Here is a 19,204-nt window from a genome sequence, read left to right as displayed (position 1 = left end):
GGACCGAAGGATAGATCAGGTGTTGAAGTACTTGGCCTCGGGGTGGTGCACCACCAGCGCGTCGGCCGACTGCTCGGGCACCAGCTGCAGCTCCTCCGACAGCGACACCCCGATCCGCTCGGGCTTCAGCAGCCGCACCAGCGTCGCGCGGTCCTCCAGGTCCGGGCAGGCGGCGTAGCCGAAGGAGAACCGGGCGCCGCGGTAGCCGAGCTTGAAGAAGTCCTCCACGTCGCCGGAGTCCTCGGCGGCGAACCCGATCTCGGCGCGGATGCGGGCGTGCCAGTACTCCATCAGCGCCTCGGTGAGCTGCACCGACAGGCCGTGCAGCTCCAGGTAGTCGCGGTAGGCGTTCTTGGCGAACAGCTCCCCGGTCGCCTCGGCGATCTTCGAGCCGACCGTGACGAGCTGGAACGCCGCCACGTCGGTCTGCCCGCTGTCGCGGGGGCGGAAGAAGTCGGCCAGGCACAGGTGCCGGTCGCGGCGCTGGCGCGGGAAGGTGAACCGCTCCCGGTCGGAGCCGTCCTCGTTGAGGATGACCAGGTCGTCGCCCTCGCTGACCGCCGGGAAGTAGCCGTAGACGACGGCCGCCTCGATCAGCCCCTCGGTCTGGATGCGGTCCAGCCACATCCGCAGCCGCGGCCGGCCCTCGGTCTCCACCAGCTCCTCGTAGGACGGCCCGTCGCCGCCGCGGGCGGGCTTCAGGCCCCACTGGCCCATGAAGGTGGCCCGCTCGTCCAGGAACGAGGCGTAGTCGTTCAGCGCGATGCCCTTGACGATGCGGTCACCGAAGAACGGCGGCTCGGGGACGGGGTTGTCGACGGCCACGTCCGAGCGGGCCGGCATGTCCTCGGGCTCGGTGACCTGGAGCGTGGCGCCCTTCTTGACCCGGCGCTCGCGCAGCGGCGGCAGCTGCGCGCCCGCCTCGCCGCGCTTGACGGCCATGAAGGCGTCCATCAGCCGCAGGCCCTCGAAGGCGTCGCGGGCGTAGCGGACCTCGCCCTGGAACAGCTCGGCCAGGTCCTGCTCGACGTAGGCGCGGGTGAGGGCGGCGCCGCCGAGCAGCACCGGCCAGCGGTCGGCCAGCCCGCGCGAGTTCAGCTCCTGCAGGTTCTCCTTCATGATCACCGTGGACTTGACCAGCAGGCCCGACATGCCGATCACGTCGGCGCGCTCCTCGCGGGCGGCCTCCAGGATCGCCGACATCGGCTGCTTGATGCCGATGTTGACCACGTCGTAGCCGTTGTTGGACAAGATGATGTCGACCAGGTTCTTGCCGATGTCGTGCACGTCGCCCTTGACGGTCGCCAGCACGATGCGGCCCTTGCCGCCGTCGTCGTCGGCCTTCTCCATGTGCGGTTCGAGGTAGGCCACGGCGGTCTTCATCACCTCGGCCGACTGCAGCACGAACGGCAGCTGCATCTGGCCCGACCCGAACAGCTCGCCGACGGTCTTCATGCCGTCCAGCAGCACGTCGTTGACGATCTCCAGGGCGGGGCGCTCGGCCAGGCCGGCGTCCAGGTCGGCCTGCAGGCCGTCCAGCTCGCCGTCCACGATGCGGCGCTTCAGCCGCTCCCACAGCGGCAGCGCCTGCAGCTCGGCGGCCCGGTCGGCCTTCATCGCGGCGGTGTCGACGCCCTCGAACAGCTCCATGAACCGGTGCAGCGGGTCGTAGCCCTCGCTCCGCCGGTCGTAGACCAGGTCCAGCGCGACCTTGCGCCGCTCCTCGGGGATGCGCGCCATCGGCAGGATCTTGGAGGCGTGCACGATCGCCGAGTCCAGGCCGGCGTCCACGCACTCGTTCAGGAACACCGAGTTCAGCACCATCCGCGCGGCCGGGTTCAGGCCGAACGAGACGTTGGACAGGCCGAGGGTCGTCTGCACCTGCGGGTGGCGGCGCTTCAGCTCGCGGATCGCCTCGATGGTCTCCAGGGCGTCGCGGCGCGACTCCTCCTGGCCGGTGCCGATGGTGAAGGTGAGGGTGTCGATGATGATGTCCTCGACCCGCATCCCCCACTTTCCGGTCAGCTCCTCGATGAGCCGGACGGCGATCTCCACCTTCTTGGCGGCGGTGCGGGCCTGGCCCTGCTCGTCGATGGTGAGGCCGATGACGGCGGCGCCGTGCTCGACCACCGCCGGCATGAGGCGCGCCAGCCGCGAGTCGGGGCCGTCGCCGTCCTCGAAGTTCACCGAGTTGATCACGGCGCGGCCGCCGATCATCTCCAGGCCGGCCACGATCACGTCGGTCTCGGTGGAGTCCAGCACGATCGGCAGCGTGGAGGCGGTGGCGAAGCGGTAGCCGAGCTCCTTCATGTCGGCGACGCCGTCGCGGCCGACGTAGTCCACGCACAGGTCCAGCAGGTGCGCGCCGTCGCGGGCCTGGTCCCGGGCGATCTTGACGCAGTCGTCCCAGCGGCCCTCCAGCATCGCCTCGCGGAACGCCTTGGAGCCGTTGGCGTTGGTGCGCTCGCCGATGGCCAGGTAGGAGGTGTCCTGGCGGAACGGGACGTGCTGGTACAGCGACGCCGCGCCCGCCTCGGGGCGGGGCCGGCGGGCGGCGACCTCGCGGCCGCGGACCCGCTCCACGACCTGCCGCAGGTGCTCGGGGGTGGTGCCGCAGCAGCCGCCGACCAGGCCGAGGCCGAACTCGCGGGTGAAGGTGTCGTGGGCGTCGGCCAGCTCGCCCGGCGTCAGCGGGTAGTGCGCGCCGTCGGCGGTGAGCTGCGGCAGGCCCGCGTTCGGCATGCACGACAATCCGATGCGGGCGTGCCGGGCCAGGTAGCGCAGGTGCTCGCTCATCTCGGCCGGGCCGGTCGCGCAGTTCAGGCCGATCATGTCCAGGCGCATCGGCTCCAGCGCGGTCAGCGCCGCGCCGATCTCCGAGCCCATCAGCATCGCGCCGTTCTGCTCGATGGTGACCTGGCCGATCAGCACCGTGTCGGCGCCGGCGGCCTCGATGGCGCGGCGGGCGCCGATCAGCGCGGCCTTGGCCTGCAGCAGGTCCTGGCAGGTCTCCACCAGGATGGCGTGCGCGCCGCCGTCGATGAGGCCCTGGGCGTTCAGCTGGTAGGCGTCGCGCAGCTCGGCGAAGGAGACGTGGCCGAGCGTCGGCAGCTTGGTGCCCGGGCCGACCGACCCGATCACCCAGCGCGGCCGGTCGGGGGTGGCGTAGGAGTCGGCGACCTCGCGGGCGATCCGCGCGCCCGCCTCGGCCAGCTCGTAGATCCGGTCGGTGATGCCGTACTCGCCGAGGTTGCCGAGGTTGGCGCCGAAGGTGTTGGTCTCGACGCAGTCCACGCCGGCGTCGAAGTAGGCGGTGTGCACCGACCGGACGATGTCGGGCCGGGTGACGTTCAGGACCTCGTTGCAGCCCTCGTGCCCCTCGAAGTCGTCGAGGGTGGGGCCGGCGTCCTGGAGCATCGTCCCCATGCCCCCGTCGGCCACCACGACGCGTTCCTTCAGGGCCTGACGCAAGGACTGAGATGTGGGAGTGCTCATGGTGCCACAGCTTATCGGGCGTCCCGGAGTCGGGCAGGAACGTCCGCATAGCGGACGCCCCTTATCAGCGGACCGAGATCCACTTCACTGTCCCGGCCGGGTTGACGTGCGTCCAGAACGGTGACGGATAGGTCGCCGGACCGATAGCGTTCCCCCAACTACTCCCCGGTAAGGAGCGGCATGAGCGCGTACCGCACCATTCTCGTCGGCACCGACGGCTCGGACACCTCGTTCCGCGCGGTCGACAGGGCCGCCCAGCTTGCCGCCGCCACCGGCGCCACGCTGCTGCTCGCCTCCGCCTATCACAAGATGCCCGCCCGCGAGCGGCTGAGCGCCGCCGACCGGCTCGGCGACCTGGCCTACAAGGTGCAGGGCTCCACCCCGGCCGAGGACGCGCTGCGCGCGGCCCGCGAGCGGGCGGTCGCGGCGGGCGCCAAGGACATCGAGGAGATCGCGGTCGAGGGCGACCCCGTCGACGTGATCTCCAAGCTGGCCAAGGACCGCGGCGCCGAGCTGGTCGTGGTCGGCAACCGCGGCCTGAACAGCCTGGCCGGCCGGCTGCTCGGCTCGGTCCCGGCCAACCTGTCGCACCGCTCGCCCGGCGACGTGCTGATCGTGCACACCACCGACGGCAAGTGACCGGCCGGGCCGCCCCCGCCCGCGCGGCGGCGGCCCGGGCAGGACTGCGCGGCGCGGCGGCGGGGTAGGCCTTTCCCAGGACGTAGGCTGAACGGCACCGATCATGAGCGGGCCCCGCCCGGGAATGCCCGCCCCCCGCGGTGACGCTGTATCCGGCGTCTGGAAGGAGGCAGCGCGTGGTCGAGCTCGAGAGCGTGCCGGAGCTGGTCGATCCGGTGCTGGTGGCCGCCTTTGAGGGGTGGAACGACGCCGGCGAGGCCGCCAGCGGGGTGATCAGGCATCTGGCCGCGACCTGGGACGCCGAGCCCGTCGCCGAACTGGACCCCGACGACTACTACGACTTCCAGGTGACCCGCCCGGTCGTCGAGCTGGTCGACGGGGAGAGCCGCGGCATCGTGTGGCCGACCACCCGGGTCTCCCTCGCCCGGCTGCCCTCCGGCCGCGACCTGGTGCTGGTGCACGGCATCGAGCCCAACATGCGCTGGCGCTCGTTCTGCCGCGAGCTGGTCGGCATGGCGCTGGAGCTCGGTGTGCGCGAGGTGGTGCTGCTCGGCGCGCTGCTCGCCGACGCGCCGCACACCCGGCCCGTCCCGGTCACCGGCGCCGCCTCCGAGACCGGCCTGGTCACCACCTTGAACCTGGAGCCGACCCGCTACGAGGGCCCCACCGGCATCCTCGGCGTGCTGCAGGACTCCTGCGCCAAGGCCGGGCTGTCCACGGTGTCGCTGTGGGCCGCCGTCCCGCACTACGTCGCCCAGCCGCCCTCCCCCAAGGCCACCCTCGCGCTGGTCCGCCGCATCGAGGACATCCTGGACCTCACCGTCCCGCTCGGCGAGCTGCCCGAGGAGGCCCGCGCCTGGGAGCACGGCGTGAACGAGCTGGCCGAGGAGGACTCCGAGGTCGCCGAGTACGTGCGCACGCTGGAGGAGCAGAAGGACGCGACCGAACTGCCGGAGGCGAGCGGCGACGCCATCGCCCGGGAGTTCGAGCGCTATCTGCGCCGCCGGGACGGGTGATCGCGGGGGCGGCCCCGCGTCCCCTGACCGCGGACCCGGAGTCTTGACGGGATCAAGGTGGCCGGGGCCGTTCGTCACCGGGGTCCGCGGTCTTGGCGGTCGGGGCCTTCGGAAGTGCGGATCCAGGCCAGGACCCACAGCGCCAGCAGCACGCCGGGCACCATCACCACCAGCAGTTCCAGGATCATCGTGGTCCCATCCTCGTGATCACTTCGTGGTGATATACCTGCCCGTGTGCGGTCGATCGCAATCCGTCACGGCCGGGGCGGGCGGCCGGTGCTCTCGTTGGCGGGGCGCCAATAGGTAGGGTGGCGGCGGAGGGATGCCCGTGAGCGCTGTCGTTCCCGAGCGGGACCGGACCGTCCTGCGGCTGGTGGCCGCCGAGCCCGCCGTCATGCTGGCGGCCGGGCGGGCGCTGCTCCTGCAGGTCGCCCACCCCAGGATCGCGCAGGGCGTGGCCGACCACAGCGACCTGCGGAACCGGCCCCTGGACCGGCTCTTCGGCACCCTGGACTTCCTCACCATCGTGGCGTTCGGCACCGAGGAGGAGGCGTGGCGGACCGGGCGCGCGATCCGCCGGATGCACGAGCGGATCACCGGGCCCGGCTACAGCGGCAACGACCCCGACCTGCAGGTCTGGGTGAACGCCACGCTGATCGACGCCGCCCTGTTCGTCTACGAGGAGATCCTGCGGTCGCCGAGCGGCGACCTGGCCGCGCGCTACGTCGACCAGGCCCGGTTCGTCGCCGACGTGCTCGGCTGCCCGCCGGGCGCCCAGCCGGCCGACCTGGCCTCGTTCCGCCGCTACATGGACGACATGACCGGCTCGCTGGAGGTCACCGGCACCGGCCGGGACGTCGCCCGGGCGGTGCTGTGGTCGCGCAGGCTGCGGCTGCTCGGGCCCGCGCTCTGGTTCAACCGGTTCGTCACCGCCGGGCTGCTGCCGCCGCGCGTCCGCGACCAGTACGGGCTGCCGTGGGGGCCGCGCCGCGAGCGGGTGCTGTGGCTGCTGCTCCGGCTCGGCGCGTTCGGATACCGGCTGGTGCCCGGGCGGCTGCGCCGCGCGGGCGTCCCGCTGATGCTGTGGCGGACGCGCCGGCGGATCGAGCGGCGGGCGCGCAGGCACGCCGCCGCCCGATCCGGGTGAGCGGGGTTACAGCGCCACGCCGAGCAGGGCGTCGGTGATCGCGGCGACCTGGGCGGGGGCGGCCTCGTCGGTGCCCTCGGCGGCGGCCCAGGCGTCGATCGCGGCGAGCGCGGCCGGGGCGTCCAGGTCGTCCGCCAGGTGCTCGCGCACCGTGGCCAGCAGGGGCGCGGCCGCCGGGGCCGCCGGGCGCGCGGCGGCGGCGCGCCAGCGCTCCAGCCGGGCGGACGCGGCGTCCAGGTCGGCGGCGGTCCACTCCCAGTCGGCGCGGTAGTGGTGGGCCAGCAGCGCCAGCCGGATCGCCATCGGGTCGGCGCCGCCGCGGCGCAGCCGGGACACGAACACCAGGTTGCCGCGCGATTTGGACATCTTCTCGCCGTCCAGGCCGACCATGCCCGCGTGCACGTAGGCCTTGGCGTGCGGGCGCTCGCCGGTGGCGACCTGGGCGTGCGAGGCGCCCATCTCGTGGTGCGGGAACGCCAGGTCCGAGCCGCCGCCCTCCACGTCGAAGGACATGCCGAGCTCGCGCACCGAGATCGCCGAGCACTCCACGTGCCAGCCGGGGCGGCCGGTGCCGAACGGCGAGTCCCAGCCGGGCTCGCCGGGGCGCTGCGCCATCCAGAGCAGGGCGTCCAGCGGGTCGCGCTTGCCGGGCCGGTCCGGGTCGCCGCCGCGCTCGGCGAACAGCGGCAGCATCGCCGCCCGGTCCAGGCCGCTCACCGCGCCGAAGCCGGGGTCGGCGGCGACGGGGAAGTAGACGTCGCCGTCCACCCGGTAGGTCGCGTCCTTGGCGCGCAGCTTCTCGATCATCTCGATGATCAGCGGGATCGCCTCGACGGCGCCGACGTACTGGTCGGGCGGCAGGACCCGCAGCGCCGTCATGTCCTCGCGGAACAGCTCGATCTCCCGGTCGGCCAGCTCGCGCCAGTCCACGCCGGTCTGCGCGGCGCGCTCCAGCAGCGGGTCATCGACGTCGGTGGCGTTCTGCACGTAGTGCACGGTGTGGCCGAGGTCGCGCCACACCCGGTTCACCAGGTCGAACGCCAGGTAGGTGTTGGCGTGGCCGAGGTGGGTGGCGTCGTAGGGGGTGATCCCGCAGACGTACATCCGGGCGGTCTCGCCCGGCGCCGTGGGCCGCGTCCCGCCCGTCGCGGTGTCGTGCAGGCTGAGCGGCCGGTCCGCCGCGGGCAGCCCCGCGGTGGTCAGGCCAGGGACGTTCGGAACGGGCCACGATCGCATGAGCAGAGCTTATCCATGTCCGGCATGTGCGATAACGCCGAGATCATCGGGCGGGGTCACGACAGCCGCACCCGCGGGTCCAGGAACGAGTAGCCGACGTCCACCAGCAGGTTGGCCAGCACCACGAACAGCGTCACCATCAGCGTCACCCCGATGATCACCGGGGTGTCGCCGAGGTTGATGGACTGGTAGACCAGCTGCCCGACGCCCTGCAGGCCGAACACCTTCTCGGTGACGATCGTCGAGCCGATCAGCGCGCCGAGGTCGATGCCGAACTGGGTGACGACCGGGGTGAGCGCCGAGCGCAGCCCGTGCCGGTAGACGACACGCTTGGGCGAGATGCCCTTGGCGCGGGCGGTGCGGATGTAGTCCTCGCCGAGCACGTCCAGCATCGCCCCGCGGGTGAGCCGGGTGTAGGCGGCCACCATCAGGAACGCCAGCGCGATCCAGGGCAGGATCATCCGCTGCAGGAAGTGCTCCTGTAGCGGCGGCCCCGCCTCGAAGAACGGCACGCCCGCCTCGCCGAGCTTGGTGGAGAACAGGTAGAGCAGCACCAGCGCCATCACGAACGGCGGGGTGGACAGGCCGATCAGCACGAACAGCGTGACGAGCCGGTCGCCGGCGCCGCGGGCGCGGGTGGCGCTGTACACGCCGGTGACGACGCCGCCGACGAACCAGATGACGCCGGCGCCGGCCACCAGCCACAGCGTGGTCGGCAACCGGTCGCGCACCAGCGCGGCGACCGAGGTGCCGTTGATGTAGGAGTCGCCGAGGTCGCCGCGCAGCAGCCGGCCGAGGAACCGCCCGTACTGGACGATCACCGGCTGGTCCAGGCCGAGGTTGGCGCGGATCTGGGCGAGGGTGTCGGTGGTGGCCCGCGGGCCGCCGATCACCCGTTCCACCGGCACCGGCGAGATGTGCAGGAAGACGAAGACCAGGGTGGCCACCAGCCACAGCACCAGGACCGAGTACAGCAGCCGGCGGATGACGAAGCGCAGCATGGCGTGATCACTTCTTCCCGGAGTGCCGGTCGCCGCGCGGATCGAGGGCGTCCCGGATCCCGTCGCCGAGCAGGTTGAACGACAGGGTGGTCAGCAGCAGCAGGAACGCGGGCACGGCGAGCAGCCACCACGCGGTCTGGAACACGTCGCTGCCCTCGCCGAGCATGGAGCCCCAGCTCGGCATCGGCAGCCGGACTCCGACGCCGAGGAACGACAGGGTGGCCTCGAACACGATCGAGGTCGGGATCAGCAGCGAGGTCAGCACGGTGACCTGCGCCATCAGGTTCGGCAGCACGTCCACCGCCATGATCCGCAGGTTGCCGGCGCCCAGGGAGCGGGCCGCCTCGATGAACTCCTTCTCGCGCAGCGACAGCACCTGGCCGCGGATGATGCGGCCGAAGGCGGCGAAGGAGAAGAACGCGATGACCACGATGGTCAGCGACACGCTCGCGGCGACCGAGGTGAGCTGGAAGGTGGTCGCCAGCATGATCGCCACGAGCAGGTAGGGCAGCGCCAGCGTGATGTCCATCATCCGGGCCAGCACGGTGTCCAGCACCCCGCCGACGAACCCGGCGAGCACGCCGACCGCCACCCCGATGACCGAGGCCAGCACCGCCGCCGCGACGCCGACCACCAGGGAGATCCGCGCCCCGTAGGCGGCGCGCACCAGCACGTCGCGGCCGAGCTGGTCGGCGCCGAGCCAGAAGTGCCGGCCGGGGCCGACCGGCTGCCCGCTCGGGTCCAGCGCGGTCTTGGGGAACGTCGCGTCGTAGGGGTGCCCGGTCCAGTGCGCCCAGAGCGGCGCCAGCGCCGCGAAGACGACCATCAGCGCCAGCACCACCAGCGACGCCACCGCCAGCCTGTCCCGCCGGAACCGGGTCCAGGCCAGCTGCCAGGGCGTGCGGCCCTGCACTCGCCGCGGTTCGGCGTCGACCGGGACGATCTCGGAGTCCAGCTCGGTGAAGCTGCTCATTGCTCGACCTCCGGGAGCTCGGGCTCGGTGGAGACCTGGGAGATCCCGGCGTGCTCGTGGGCGAGGACCTCGCCGGGCTCGACCGGGAAGTGGCAGGCGGTCAGGTGGTCGGCGGCGTCGCCGTCGCGGACCACCAGCGCGGGCTCCTCGGCGACGCAGCGTTCCTGTGCCTTCGGGCAGCGCGGGTGGAAGCGGCAGCCGGACGGCGGGTCGATCGGCGAGGGCACGTCGCCGATGAGGACGATGCGTTCGGCGCGTTCGGCCTCGTCGGGGTCGGCGATCGACGCCGCCGACAACAGCGCCGCCGAGTACGGGTGCCGCGGCCGCTCGTAGAGTTCCTCGGCGGCGGCGGACTCGCCGATCCTGCCGAGGTACATGACACCGACGCGGTCGCTGACATAGCGGACGACCGACAGGTCGTGGGCGATGAAGATGTAGGTGAGGCCGAGTTCGTCTTGCAGGTCTTTGAGGAGGTTGATGACCTGGGCCTGGATGGAGACGTCCAGGGCCGAGACCGGTTCGTCGCACACGATCAGCTTCGGCTTCAGGGCCAGGGCGCGGGCGACGCCGATGCGCTGGCGCTGCCCGCCGGAGAACTCGGCCGGGAACCGGTTGTAATGCTCGGGATTCAGCCCGACCAGCTCCATGAGCTCCTGGACGCGTTTCTTGCGGTCGGCGCCGTCGGCGATGTTGTGGATCGCGAACGGATCCCCGATGATCGACCCCACCCGGCGCCGCGGATTCAGCGACCCGTAGGGATCCTGGAAGATCATCTGCACATCGCGGCGGAACGCCTTCAGGCCCGACTTGGACAGCTTGGTGATGTCGGTGCCCTCGAACAGGATCCGGCCCGAGGTGACCGGGTGCAGGCCGGTGATGCAGCGCGCCAGGGTCGACTTGCCCGACCCCGACTCCCCCACGATGCCGAGGGTCTCGCCGCGCCGCACCCGCAGGTCGACGCCGTCCACGGCGTGGACCCGCGCCACCTCCTTCTTGAAGACGATCCCCTGCTTGATCGGGAAGTACTTCACCACGCCCTCGGCCGACACCAGCACGTCGTCCTGAGCGGCCTCCGCCGGCCGCGCGGTCGCCGCGTGCAGGCCTTCCGGCAGCGCGTGCAGGCCCTCTGGCAGCTCGCTCACCGCTCGTCCCCGCCCACGGAGCGGCCCTCGTCGGAGGCGCGGCGGCGCGCCTGGGCGGCCTGCTCGTCCAGGCCGGTGATCCGGTGCGGCAGCCAGCACGCCGAGCGGTGCGCGGCGCCCGGCGACAGCGGCTCGCCGCCCACCTCGTCCAGCGGCGGCTCGTCGACGCGGCAGCGCTCCATGACGTACTCGCAGCGCGGATGGAACACACATCCGGACGGCAGGTTGATCAGGCTCGGCGGCTGGCCCGCGATGGCCTTCAGGCGCGCCCCCCGGCCTGCCGCCGCCGACGGAACCGACTCCAGCAGGCCGACCGTGTAGGGGTGGTGCGGCCGGTAGTACAGGTCGCGGCGGCCGGCGTGCTCGACGGCCTGGCCGCCGTACATGACCAGCACGTCGTCGGCCATGTCGGCGATCACGCCCAGGTCGTGCGTGATCATGATCAGCGCGGTGTCGAACTCGCCCTGCAGCCGCCGCATCAGGTCCAGGATCTGCATCTGCACGGTGGCGTCCAGCGCCGTGGTGGGCTCGTCCGCGATGATCAGTTTGGGGTTCAGCGCGAGCGCCATCGCGATCATCGCGCGCTGCCGCATGCCGCCGGAGAACTGGTGCGGGTAGTCGTCCACCCGCCGGTCCGGCTGCGGGATGCCGACCAGGCCCAGCATCTCCACCGCCCGCTTGCGCGCCTGCTCCTTGCTCATGTCCGGCTCGTGCGCCTTGATCATCTCTTCGATCTGCCAGCCGACCTTGTACAGCGGGTGCAGGCTCGACAGCGGGTCCTGGAAGATCATGCCGATCTGCGCGCCCCGCACCCTGCGCATCTGCCGCTCGGGCATCGCCAGCAGGTCCTGCCCGTCGAACCACGCCTCACCCGACACCTGCGCACCGGGGGTGAGGCCCATCAGCGTCTGCGTACTGACGCTCTTGCCCGAGCCCGACTCGCCGACGATGCCGAGCGTACGGCCCGCGTCCACCGAGAACGACACCCCGCGCACGGCCCGCACCACACCGTCGGCGGTACGGAAGGAGACCCGCAGATCGGTCACCTCGAGAAGACTCATCGACGCCCCTTCGCGTCCGTGCTGCGGGCGGTCAGGACAGCTCGATCTGGTTGAGGTCGTAGGCCTGCTGCGACGGCAGGTACAGCGCGTTCTTCACCCGGGACGAGTGGAAGATCGGGTACTTCTGGTTCATGAACGGCACCACCGCGGCGTCCTGCATGATCAGCTTGTCGGCCGCCGCCCAGGACGCCGCCGCGGCGCCCGCGTCCTTGGCCGCCAGCGCCTTGTCGATCTCGGCGTTGACCTGCGGGTTGTTGTAGCCGCCGTAGTCGGTGGAGTTGGCCCCGTACTGCCGGCCGTCGAACAGCGGCACGATGTTGGTGCGGCCGTTGTTGCCGTACCAGTCCGGCACCCAGCCCGGCGCGGCGATGTCCCACTTGCCGCTCTTGGCGTCCGACGGGGTCACCAGCGTGGTGCCGTAGAAGGTGCCGTTGGTGTCGGGCGTGAGGTCGGCGGTGATGCCGCACGCCTTGAGGTTGGCCTGCACCGACTGGGCGATCTTGGGGTGGTTGCTGGACACCCGGTAGGGGAACTTCAGCCGCAGCCCGTTCGGGTGGCCCGCGGCGGCGAGCATCTGCTTGCACTTGGCCGGATCGCCGCTGTTGTTCGGCGTCGGGTACAGGTTGAACGGCTGGTAGCCGACGCTGCGCGGCGGGATGACCTGGTTCAGCACCTCGCTGACGTCCGGGCCGCCGTAGATCTGGATGAGGGCGGACTTGTCGATCGCGTACTCGATCGCCTGCCGCACCTGCTTCTTGCCGAGCGCCCCGCCGTTGCTCGGGCTGAGGGTGTTGAAGACCAGGTAGGGGTTGCTGGTCGACCCCTCCATGATCTTGAAGTTGGCGTTGGACTTCAGGCTGGGGATCCGGGCGGTCGGCACCGGCTGGTCCCAGGCCAGGTCCGCCGCGCCCTGCTCCATCTGCTGCTGGACGACGTCGGGCGAGTCCTGCCCCATGGTGATGGTGATCCGGGCCGGCTTCTGCGCCCGCAGCGGGTCGGACTCGGCCTTCCAGGCCGGGTTGCGGTCCAGCGTGTACTGCTTGTTCGGGGTGTAGGAGGTGATCTGGTACGGCCCGTCGGAGACGGTGTGCTTGCGGTAGTCGGGGCTGTCGGGGACGTAGTTGTCGTACTCCTTGGGCGCCGCGGCGGCGAACTGCATGCCGAGGATGTTGGTGAAGTCGCTGGCGGGCGCGGTCAGCTTGATGACCAGCGTGGCGTCGTCCTTGGCCTGCAGCCCGGGGATCTGGTGGCCGTTCTGGTAGTCGGCGATGGCCTTGGCGCTCTTGGCGTCGACCTTGCCGAAGCCCTTGCAGTAGGCGTCCATCCCCACGATCGTCTGGATGTAGTAGCCCTTGCCGCCGGACGGGCTGGCGGGGTTGCACAGGCGCTTCAGCCCCCGGACGAGGTCGCCGGCGACGACGGGCCGCGGCGGCTGGGTGTTCCACTGCGCGCCCTGGCGCAGCTTGATCGTGTAGGTCTTGCCGTCCGCGCTGATCCCGCCGTTGCCGGTGGCGGGGATCTCGGCCGCCAGGTCGGGCTGGACCTTGATCGCCTCCTCGAAGGTGTTGGAGGCCTTGAAGTTGAACAGCGTCCGCGCGTACTGGCGGGTCAGCAGGCTGCTGAAGGTGCTGTAGCCGGACGCGGTGTCGAGGTGGTCCACGTCGGCCGAGCCGACCAGCTTCAGGGTGCCGTCCTTGCCGCCGCCACCGCCGCCGCCGCTGTCGCCGCCGCAGGCGCCGAGCCCGAGCACGGCCGCCCCGAGCCCCGCGGCGATCGCCACCGTCCGTCGTCCCGCCATCTGCAACTCCCCCGTCCGCGTGATGACCTTGACGCGTCATCTCGTGATGGGCTGCCCCCTGGCGGCCCACGGAGATCGCATCAGGTAGTCAAATTAGCACCGAGAGTGACGGGATGGCGCATGCGGGTCCCCGAAGGGGGTCAGGGGCGCGTCAGCGGACGGCGGTCCAGCCCGCCGGATCGCCCGGCGCGCCGCTGAAGTCGTAGCGCAGGCCCGGGCCGTCCGGGCCCGGGTGCCGCAGCGCGGCCAGGCTGATCGAGCCGGTCCCCCAGACGCGGCCGCCGCCGAGGTCCAGCAGCGGCAGCAGCGCCCGCACGTCGGAACGCTCCAGGCCGTCGCCCTCCAGCAGCGGCAGCCACGGCTCCCACGCCTGCCGGACGTCCTGGCCGGGACACGGCTCGGGGCGCGGCGCCGCGGCGAGCCGGGGCCGGAAGTGGGTGAGGCGCGCCCTCATGTAGGCGTCCTCGCTGCCGCCCTCCAGCGCGCCCTCGCCCTCCAGCCCGCTGTTGACGATCATGTGCAGGCCGGGGCCGAGTTCGTGCTCGGCCAGGTCCGTGCCGTCCCAGCTCCACAGCCGCACCAGCGCGGGCTCGGCGCAGACCAGGTGGAAGGGGTCGTAGCGGGCCGGGTCCAGGTCGCCGAGCCCGCCCTCGGCGGCCATCAGCAGCGGCAGGCCGCCGCGCGAGAGCCGCGCCGCCTCGGGGGCGGGCCGGCCGCGGCCGTTCAGCACGCACGCCGCGCGCGGCGCGCCGGGGTCGACGGCGAACCAGGTGCCGCCGGCCTGCAGGTCACGCCCGCCGAGCAGGGCGGGCCGGTCCGGCCAGTGCGCGCCGGGCGGCTCCCAGGGGCGGCCGACGAACTCGTCGCGGACGCCGGCCAGCAGCACGGGGACGGGGGACGCGGGGACAACGCTGATGATCGCCGTGCACATGGCCCATATTCGACCACCGCGCCCCGCGGCGCCCTACAGCGGGGGCCAGGGGATGGCGGGCCAGTCCTCGGGCGGGTAGGGGTGGATGCGGTGCTTCAGCATCATCGCGACGCGGCGGCGGGTCGCCTCCACCTCCTCGGCGGTGAGCAGGTCGGCCAGGCGCTGCGCGAGCGGCCCGTCGCGCAGCGCCTCCTCCACCCGGCCGAGCGCGCGCAGCGCGTCGCCGGTGAGGCGCTGGCCGCGCCACTGCCACAGCACCGTGCGCAGCTTGTAGTCGGTGGAGAACGACACCCCGTGGTCGCAGCCGTAGACGTGGCCGTCGCCGGGCGGCAGCAGGTGGCCGATCTTGCGGTCGGCGTTGTTGATGACGGCGTCGAACACCGCCATCCGGCGGATCGCCTCGTCCTCCGAGCGCGACAGCGCGACCAGGTCGATGTCGGGGTCGGGCTCCACCCACAGCTGCACCATGCCGGGCCCGTAGGGGCCGTCGCGGTGCACCGTCGGCGGGACGATGTCCCAGCCCATCACCCGCGACACCGCGTAGGCGGCGACCTCGCGCTCGGCCAGGGTGCCGTCGGGGAAGTCCCAGAGGGGCCGCTCCCCCGCGACGGGCTTGTACACGCACGCCGCGTACCGGCCCTCGTGCTCGACGGCGCAGTACAGGGTGGCGTTGGAGGCCTGCACGAGGCGCCCCTCCACGGTGAGCCGCCCGTTCAGCAGCAGCCGCTCGGCGGTCTCGGCGTCGCGCGGGGAGACCACGGGTTCCAGCGCCTCGTCTGCGGGGGTGCGATCCCGGGAGGACTGCGTCATGGGCCCATTCTCCCGGCCGCCACGGTCATGATCCAGTAGAGCGGCATGTCAGCCCAGATACCCGTTCTGGCGCGGGCATATGTGCCCGGCCGTGTCCAGCGGCAGCCCGCACAGCGGGCACGGCGGCCGGCCCGCGGCGACCAGCCGCAGCGCCCGCTCGGCGAACGCGCGGGCCTGCGCGGCGGTGATGCTGACCCGCAGCACCGCCACCGCCGGGTCGGGGTCGCCGGCCTCGGCCACGGCCTCGTCGTCCTCGCCGGCCTCCTGCGCCTCGATGACCACCCGCTCGTCCTCGGGGTCCCAGCCGAGCGCCATCGCGCCGACCCGGAACTCCTCCTCGACCGGCTGGTCCAGCGGGCCGTCGTCGCGCAGCTCGACCGGCGCGACCGCCGGCACGGCGGTCTCGCCGCCGCTCTGCCGCAGCACCTCGTCCAGCAGCTGCTCCAGGCGCTCGGCCAGCAGCGTCACCTGGAACTTCTCCAGCCCCACGCTGGTGACCCGGCGGCCGTCGCGGGCCTGCAGGTAGAAGGCGCGCTCGCCGGGCTGGCCGACGGCGCCCGCGACGAACCTGTCGGGCAGTTCATAGGAGATGACCGGCATGCCACTGACCCTACGCGCCGCCGCCGACGGGCGCGTCACCGTCATCGCCCGGCGGATCCGTGTCGGGGGCCGGCAGCAGCCCCTCGACGCCGCCGCCGGTGTCGTTGAGGCGGACCACGAACGGGCGCAGCCCGGTGTAGCGGATCGCGGTGACCGACGCCGGGTCGGCCTGGATGCGCTGGAACTGGTCCAGGTGCAGGCCGAGCGCGTCGGCCACGATCGCCTTGATGATGTCGCCGTGGCTGCACACCAGGTAGGCGGCGTGCGGTCCGTGCTCGGCGGCGATCCGGGCGTTCCACTCGCGCACCGCGGTGACCGCGCGGTGCTGCGCGGCGGCGAGGGCCTCGCCTTCGGCGCCGGGGAAGACCGCCGCGCTCGGGTGCGCCTGCACCACCCGCCAGAGCGGCTCCTTGGCCAGCTCGGCGAGCTCGCGGCCGGTCCAGTCGCCGTAGCGGACCTCGCCGAACCGGTCGTCCACCTCGACCTTCGCGGCGGCGCCGGCGCGGCCGGCGGCGATCGCCCCGGCGGTCTGCAGGCAGCGGTCCAGCGGGCTGGAGACCAGCGCGGCGAGCGGCAGCGGCGCCAGGCGCGCGGCGACCGCGGCGGCCTGCGCGCGGCCCCGCTCGTCCAGGGCCAGGCCCGGGGTCCACCCGGCCAGCCGCGGCCCGGTCATCTCGGTCAGGCCGTGCCGGACCAGCAGGAGCGTCGTCACGCCACGCACTCTACGAGACGCGCCCGCCCGGCGTGATCATTACCCTGACTTGACGGCGTGCGCGAGAATGCCGGATGTGATCGTGGACAAGGCCATCTACGCCGAAGGACGCCGGCAGGACATCGACGGCGACATCAGCGACGCCGTCGACCTGGCCCGCAGCCGGGGCGACTGCTTCGTGTGGATCGGCCTGTTCGAGCCGGACGAGGACGAGTTCGAGCTGATCCGCGACGAGCTGCGGCTGCACCCGCTGGCCGCCGAGGACGCGGTGTCGGCGCACCAGCGGCCGAAGCTGGAGCGCTACGACGACACCCTGTTCGTGGTGCTGAAGACGCTGTCCTACCTCGACGACACCTCCGACATCGAGGTCGGCGAGATCATGCTGTTCCTCGGCCGCGACTTCGTGGTGACGGTCCGGCACGGCGCCGGCAACCCGCTCGGGCCCGTCCGGCACCGGCTGGAGAAGGACAAGGAGCTGCTGGAGCACGGCCCGGCGGCGGTGCTGTACGCGGTGTGCGACGAGGTGGTGGACCACTACGGGGTGGTCGCGCACGAGGTCGAGGTCGACATCATCGGGCTGGAGCGGGCGGTGTTCGACCCGCAGGGCCGCGACGTCACCGCCGACATCTACTCCCTCAAGCGCGAGGTGCTGGAGTTCCGCACCGCCGAGGACCCGCTCGTCCCGGTCATGCAGGAGATCGCCCGCGGCCGGGTGGCCGAGTGCGCGGGCACCCGCGAGTACTTCCGCGACGTGCTGGACCACCTGCTGCGGGTGGACGGCCAGGTCGACGCGCACAACGAGCTGCTGACCAGCGTGCTGTCGGCGCACCTGGCGCTGCAGGGCAAGCAGCAGAACGAGGACATGCGCAAGATCTCCGCGTGGGCGGCCATCATCGCGGTGCCGACCGCGATCGCCGGGATCTACGGCATGAACTTCGAGCACATGCCCGAGCTGCACTGGAGGTACGGGTACCTGCTGGTCATCGTGGTGATGGCCGCCGCCATGGGGATCGTCTTCTACAAGCTGCGCAAGAACGGGTGGCTCTAGCGGCCACGGGCTCTGGCCCGTGTTCGCCCCCGGGCGGTCAGCCGCCCGGCTGGCGCGGCACCGGCGACAGCAGCGCCGCCCACAGGTGCGACTCGGCGCCGCCGGCCTCCAGCCGCCGCCGCATCCGCTCCACCGCGCCCGCGGTCGGCAGGGTCAGCCAGAGCAGCACCGGGTAGCCGAGCGCGAAGCCGGCCACGAAGACCAGCTCGCTGTGCCCGACCATGGCGAGCGGGATGCCGAGCAGGATGACGCCCTCGCCGAGCGCGAACCGCACCAGCACCGCCTGCCGGAACGCCAGCAGCGCGGTGCGCGCCGCCCGCGCGGGCGCCAGGCCCGGCGGCAGCGGCGCCGGGACCCGCGGGCCGATCAGCGCGGCGGCGACGGCGGCGAGCAGCAGCGGCAGGTAGATCCACGGCGGCGCGTCGCCGAGCCGGCCCCGGCCGTCCTGCACGATCAGCGGCGTGATCGCCAGGATCAGCACCGGCGCGACCGCGAGCACCAGCACCGTGCGGCGCCACTGCCCGAGGAAGGTGCCCGAGCGCAGCGAGGCGGCGAACCCCGGGTCGCTCTGCGGGCCGAGGCCGGGCACCGGCTCGGCGGCCGCGTCGCCCTCCTCGCCGTCGGGCAGGTTCGGCGAGTACATCGAGAACTGGGGTGGCGCCATGGCTGCGAACTCTAACCCGGACGGCCGTAAAACGATATATGCCGCGGTGACAATGCGGGTGCGCAGGTCAGGTGGCCGACAGCGCGCCCGCCGCCAGCAGCCCGAGCAGGATGCCGCCGAGCGCCACCCGGTAGTAGACGAAGATCGCCATGGAGTGCCGGGTGAGGTACTTCAGCAGCCAGGCGATGCAGGCGTAGCCGACCACGAACGACACGATCGTCGCGATCACGGTGGGCATGAGCTGCAGGTTGCCGTCGAAGGCGTGCCGCATCTCGAACGCGCCCGACAACACGACCGCCGGCACCGACAGCAGGAACGAGTAGCGGGCCGCCGCCTCGCGGGTGTAGCCGAGGAACAGCGCGCCGGTCATCGTCGAGCCCGACCGCGAGGAGCCGGGGATGAGCGACAGGCACTGGAAGCCGCCGATGATGAGGCCGTCGCGCAGGTTCAGGTCGGCGACCTCGCGCTTGCGGGCGCCGGCCCACTCGGCGACCATCAGCACCAGGCCCATCACGATCAGCGACGTCGCGTTGATCCACAGGTTGCGCGACGGGCCCTCGATGAAGTCCTTGAACGCCAGTCCCACCACGCTGATCGGGATCGTGCCGAGGCCGATGTACCAGCCCATCCGGGCGTCCTGGTGGGTGCGCAGGTCCGGCGTCCACAGGCTCTTGGTCCAGGTCGTGATGATGTTGACCAGGTCGCGCCAGAAATAGATGATGACCGCCGCCATCGTGCCGAGCTGGATGACGGCGGTGAACGCCGCTCCCGGGTCGCCCCAGCCGGCCAGCCTCGGCACGATCAGCAGGTGCCCCGAGCTGGAGATCGGCAGGAACTCGGTGAGTCCCTGGACGATGCCGAGCACGGTCGCTTCCACGACGTTCACAGGTGGTGGTTCCCCTCAACTCCTACGCGATCTCAAAGGCAGCGT

The 19,204-nt window shown here is 72.2% G+C and carries 17 protein-coding genes; 4 read left to right on the top strand and 13 right to left on the bottom strand.

Annotated features, from left to right (window positions below):
- Nucleotides 1-15 precede the first annotated feature (15 nt).
- Complete coding sequence (gene metH, locus ACRB68_RS33720; RefSeq protein ID WP_153539829.1) at nucleotides 16-3,495, bottom strand: methionine synthase; 3,480 nt, start codon at nucleotides 3,493-3,495, stop codon at nucleotides 16-18.
- Nucleotides 3,496-3,675: 180 nt separating this feature from the next.
- On the opposite strand from metH, the gene ACRB68_RS33715 reads away from it, so the two are divergent.
- The 3 genes from ACRB68_RS33715 to ACRB68_RS33705 all read left to right on the top strand — a co-directional run bounded on the left by ACRB68_RS33715 (nucleotide 3,676) and on the right by ACRB68_RS33705 (nucleotide 6,297).
- Nucleotides 3,676-4,134 (top strand): universal stress protein, encoded by a 459-nt coding sequence (locus ACRB68_RS33715; RefSeq protein ID WP_153539827.1) that lies wholly within the window; start codon nucleotides 3,676-3,678, stop codon nucleotides 4,132-4,134.
- Between the two features lie 176 nt (nucleotides 4,135-4,310).
- Nucleotides 4,311-5,150, top strand: a complete 840-nt coding sequence (locus ACRB68_RS33710) for a PAC2 family protein (RefSeq protein WP_328595117.1) — start codon at nucleotides 4,311-4,313, stop codon at nucleotides 5,148-5,150.
- Nucleotides 5,151-5,478: 328 nt separating this feature from the next.
- Nucleotides 5,479-6,297 carry an oxygenase MpaB family protein gene (locus ACRB68_RS33705; RefSeq protein ID WP_328595116.1) on the top strand — a complete coding sequence of 273 codons (819 nt, stop codon included), beginning with the start codon at nucleotides 5,479-5,481 and terminating at the stop codon, nucleotides 6,295-6,297.
- 6 nt (nucleotides 6,298-6,303) lie between these two features.
- Here the strand turns inward: ACRB68_RS33705 and mshC are convergent, their stop codons facing one another.
- From mshC to ACRB68_RS33655, 10 genes are all read right to left on the bottom strand, one after another.
- Nucleotides 6,304-7,539: a cysteine--1-D-myo-inosityl 2-amino-2-deoxy-alpha-D-glucopyranoside ligase gene (gene mshC / locus ACRB68_RS33700; RefSeq protein WP_407924333.1), complete on the bottom strand. Its 1,236-nt coding sequence runs from the start codon at nucleotides 7,537-7,539 to the stop codon at nucleotides 6,304-6,306.
- 50 nt (nucleotides 7,540-7,589) lie between these two features.
- The gene (locus tag ACRB68_RS33695) at nucleotides 7,590-8,534 is read right to left on the bottom strand and encodes an ABC transporter permease (RefSeq protein WP_153539821.1); all 945 of its coding nucleotides are present in this window, start codon (nucleotides 8,532-8,534) and stop codon (nucleotides 7,590-7,592) included.
- A gap of 7 nt (nucleotides 8,535-8,541) precedes the next feature.
- Nucleotides 8,542-9,507 carry an ABC transporter permease gene (locus ACRB68_RS33690; RefSeq protein WP_153539819.1) on the bottom strand — a complete coding sequence of 322 codons (966 nt, stop codon included), beginning with the start codon at nucleotides 9,505-9,507 and terminating at the stop codon, nucleotides 8,542-8,544.
- Nucleotides 9,504-10,607 carry an ABC transporter ATP-binding protein gene (locus ACRB68_RS33685; RefSeq protein WP_194293579.1) on the bottom strand — a complete coding sequence of 368 codons (1,104 nt, stop codon included), beginning with the start codon at nucleotides 10,605-10,607 and terminating at the stop codon, nucleotides 9,504-9,506. Before ACRB68_RS33685 ends, ACRB68_RS33690 begins: the two co-directional genes overlap by 4 nt.
- Nucleotides 10,608-10,645: 38 nt before the next feature.
- Entirely contained in the window at nucleotides 10,646-11,710 is a 1,065-nt protein-coding gene (locus ACRB68_RS33680) for an ABC transporter ATP-binding protein (protein ID WP_153539817.1), read from the bottom strand.
- A 31-nt stretch (nucleotides 11,711-11,741) separates the two neighbouring features.
- Entirely contained in the window at nucleotides 11,742-13,508 is a 1,767-nt protein-coding gene (locus ACRB68_RS33675) for an ABC transporter substrate-binding protein (RefSeq protein WP_194293557.1), read from the bottom strand.
- Nucleotides 13,509-13,659: 151 nt separating this feature from the next.
- Nucleotides 13,660-14,439, bottom strand: coding sequence for an NRDE family protein (locus tag ACRB68_RS33670; RefSeq protein ID WP_153539813.1), 780 nt, complete (start codon nucleotides 14,437-14,439; stop codon nucleotides 13,660-13,662).
- A 33-nt stretch (nucleotides 14,440-14,472) separates the two neighbouring features.
- Nucleotides 14,473-15,249: an SCO1664 family protein gene (locus tag ACRB68_RS33665; protein WP_153539811.1), complete on the bottom strand. Its 777-nt coding sequence runs from the start codon at nucleotides 15,247-15,249 to the stop codon at nucleotides 14,473-14,475.
- A gap of 48 nt (nucleotides 15,250-15,297) precedes the next feature.
- Complete coding sequence (locus tag ACRB68_RS33660; protein ID WP_153539809.1) at nucleotides 15,298-15,849, bottom strand: DUF3090 domain-containing protein; 552 nt, start codon at nucleotides 15,847-15,849, stop codon at nucleotides 15,298-15,300.
- 10 nt (nucleotides 15,850-15,859) lie between these two features.
- Nucleotides 15,860-16,561 carry an MSMEG_4193 family putative phosphomutase gene (locus tag ACRB68_RS33655; protein ID WP_328595115.1) on the bottom strand — a complete coding sequence of 234 codons (702 nt, stop codon included), beginning with the start codon at nucleotides 16,559-16,561 and terminating at the stop codon, nucleotides 15,860-15,862.
- Nucleotides 16,562-16,637: 76 nt separating this feature from the next.
- Here ACRB68_RS33655 and corA point away from each other — a divergent pair, with 76 nt between their 5' ends.
- The gene (gene corA / locus ACRB68_RS33650; protein WP_407924326.1) at nucleotides 16,638-17,609 is read left to right on the top strand and encodes a magnesium/cobalt transporter CorA; all 972 of its coding nucleotides are present in this window, start codon (nucleotides 16,638-16,640) and stop codon (nucleotides 17,607-17,609) included.
- Nucleotides 17,610-17,646: 37 nt separating this feature from the next.
- Here corA and ACRB68_RS33645 read toward each other — a convergent pair whose 3' ends face one another.
- Both ACRB68_RS33645 and ACRB68_RS33640 read right to left on the bottom strand, forming a co-directional pair.
- Nucleotides 17,647-18,273, bottom strand: a complete 627-nt coding sequence (locus ACRB68_RS33645; protein WP_194293556.1) for a hypothetical protein — start codon at nucleotides 18,271-18,273, stop codon at nucleotides 17,647-17,649.
- Between the two features lie 67 nt (nucleotides 18,274-18,340).
- Nucleotides 18,341-19,159, bottom strand: coding sequence for an undecaprenyl-diphosphate phosphatase (locus ACRB68_RS33640; protein ID WP_328595114.1), 819 nt, complete (start codon nucleotides 19,157-19,159; stop codon nucleotides 18,341-18,343).
- Nucleotides 19,160-19,204: the final 45 nt, after the last annotated feature.

It is taken from the genome of Actinomadura macrotermitis, from assembly GCF_009604375.1.
In the GTDB taxonomy this organism is placed as follows: Bacteria; Actinomycetota; Actinomycetes; order Streptosporangiales; family Streptosporangiaceae; genus Spirillospora; species Spirillospora macrotermitis.
The sequence above is the reverse complement of the archived record's forward strand: the minus strand, read 5'-3'. Positions and strand labels throughout refer to the sequence as shown.

Bases quoted from the DNA above. Each gene is read 5' to 3' on its own strand.
- metH (WP_153539829.1), bottom strand. From the start codon at position 3,495: ATGAGCACTCCCACATCTCAGTCCTTGCGTCAGGCCCTGAAGGAACGC.
- ACRB68_RS33715 (WP_153539827.1), top strand. From the start codon at position 3,676: ATGAGCGCGTACCGCACCATTCTCGTCGGCACCGACGGCTCGGACACC.
- ACRB68_RS33695 (WP_153539821.1), bottom strand. From the start codon at position 8,534: ATGCTGCGCTTCGTCATCCGCCGGCTGCTGTACTCGGTCCTGGTGCTG.
- ACRB68_RS33690 (WP_153539819.1), bottom strand. From the start codon at position 9,507: ATGAGCAGCTTCACCGAGCTGGACTCCGAGATCGTCCCGGTCGACGCC.
- ACRB68_RS33680 (WP_153539817.1), bottom strand. From the start codon at position 11,710: ATGAGTCTTCTCGAGGTGACCGATCTGCGGGTCTCCTTCCGTACCGCC.
- ACRB68_RS33675 (WP_194293557.1), bottom strand. From the start codon at position 13,508: ATGGCGGGACGACGGACGGTGGCGATCGCCGCGGGGCTCGGGGCGGCC.
- ACRB68_RS33670 (WP_153539813.1), bottom strand. From the start codon at position 14,439: ATGTGCACGGCGATCATCAGCGTTGTCCCCGCGTCCCCCGTCCCCGTG.
- ACRB68_RS33665 (WP_153539811.1), bottom strand. From the start codon at position 15,249: ATGACGCAGTCCTCCCGGGATCGCACCCCCGCAGACGAGGCGCTGGAA.
- ACRB68_RS33660 (WP_153539809.1), bottom strand. From the start codon at position 15,849: ATGCCGGTCATCTCCTATGAACTGCCCGACAGGTTCGTCGCGGGCGCC.
- ACRB68_RS33645 (WP_194293556.1), bottom strand. From the start codon at position 18,273: ATGGCGCCACCCCAGTTCTCGATGTACTCGCCGAACCTGCCCGACGGC.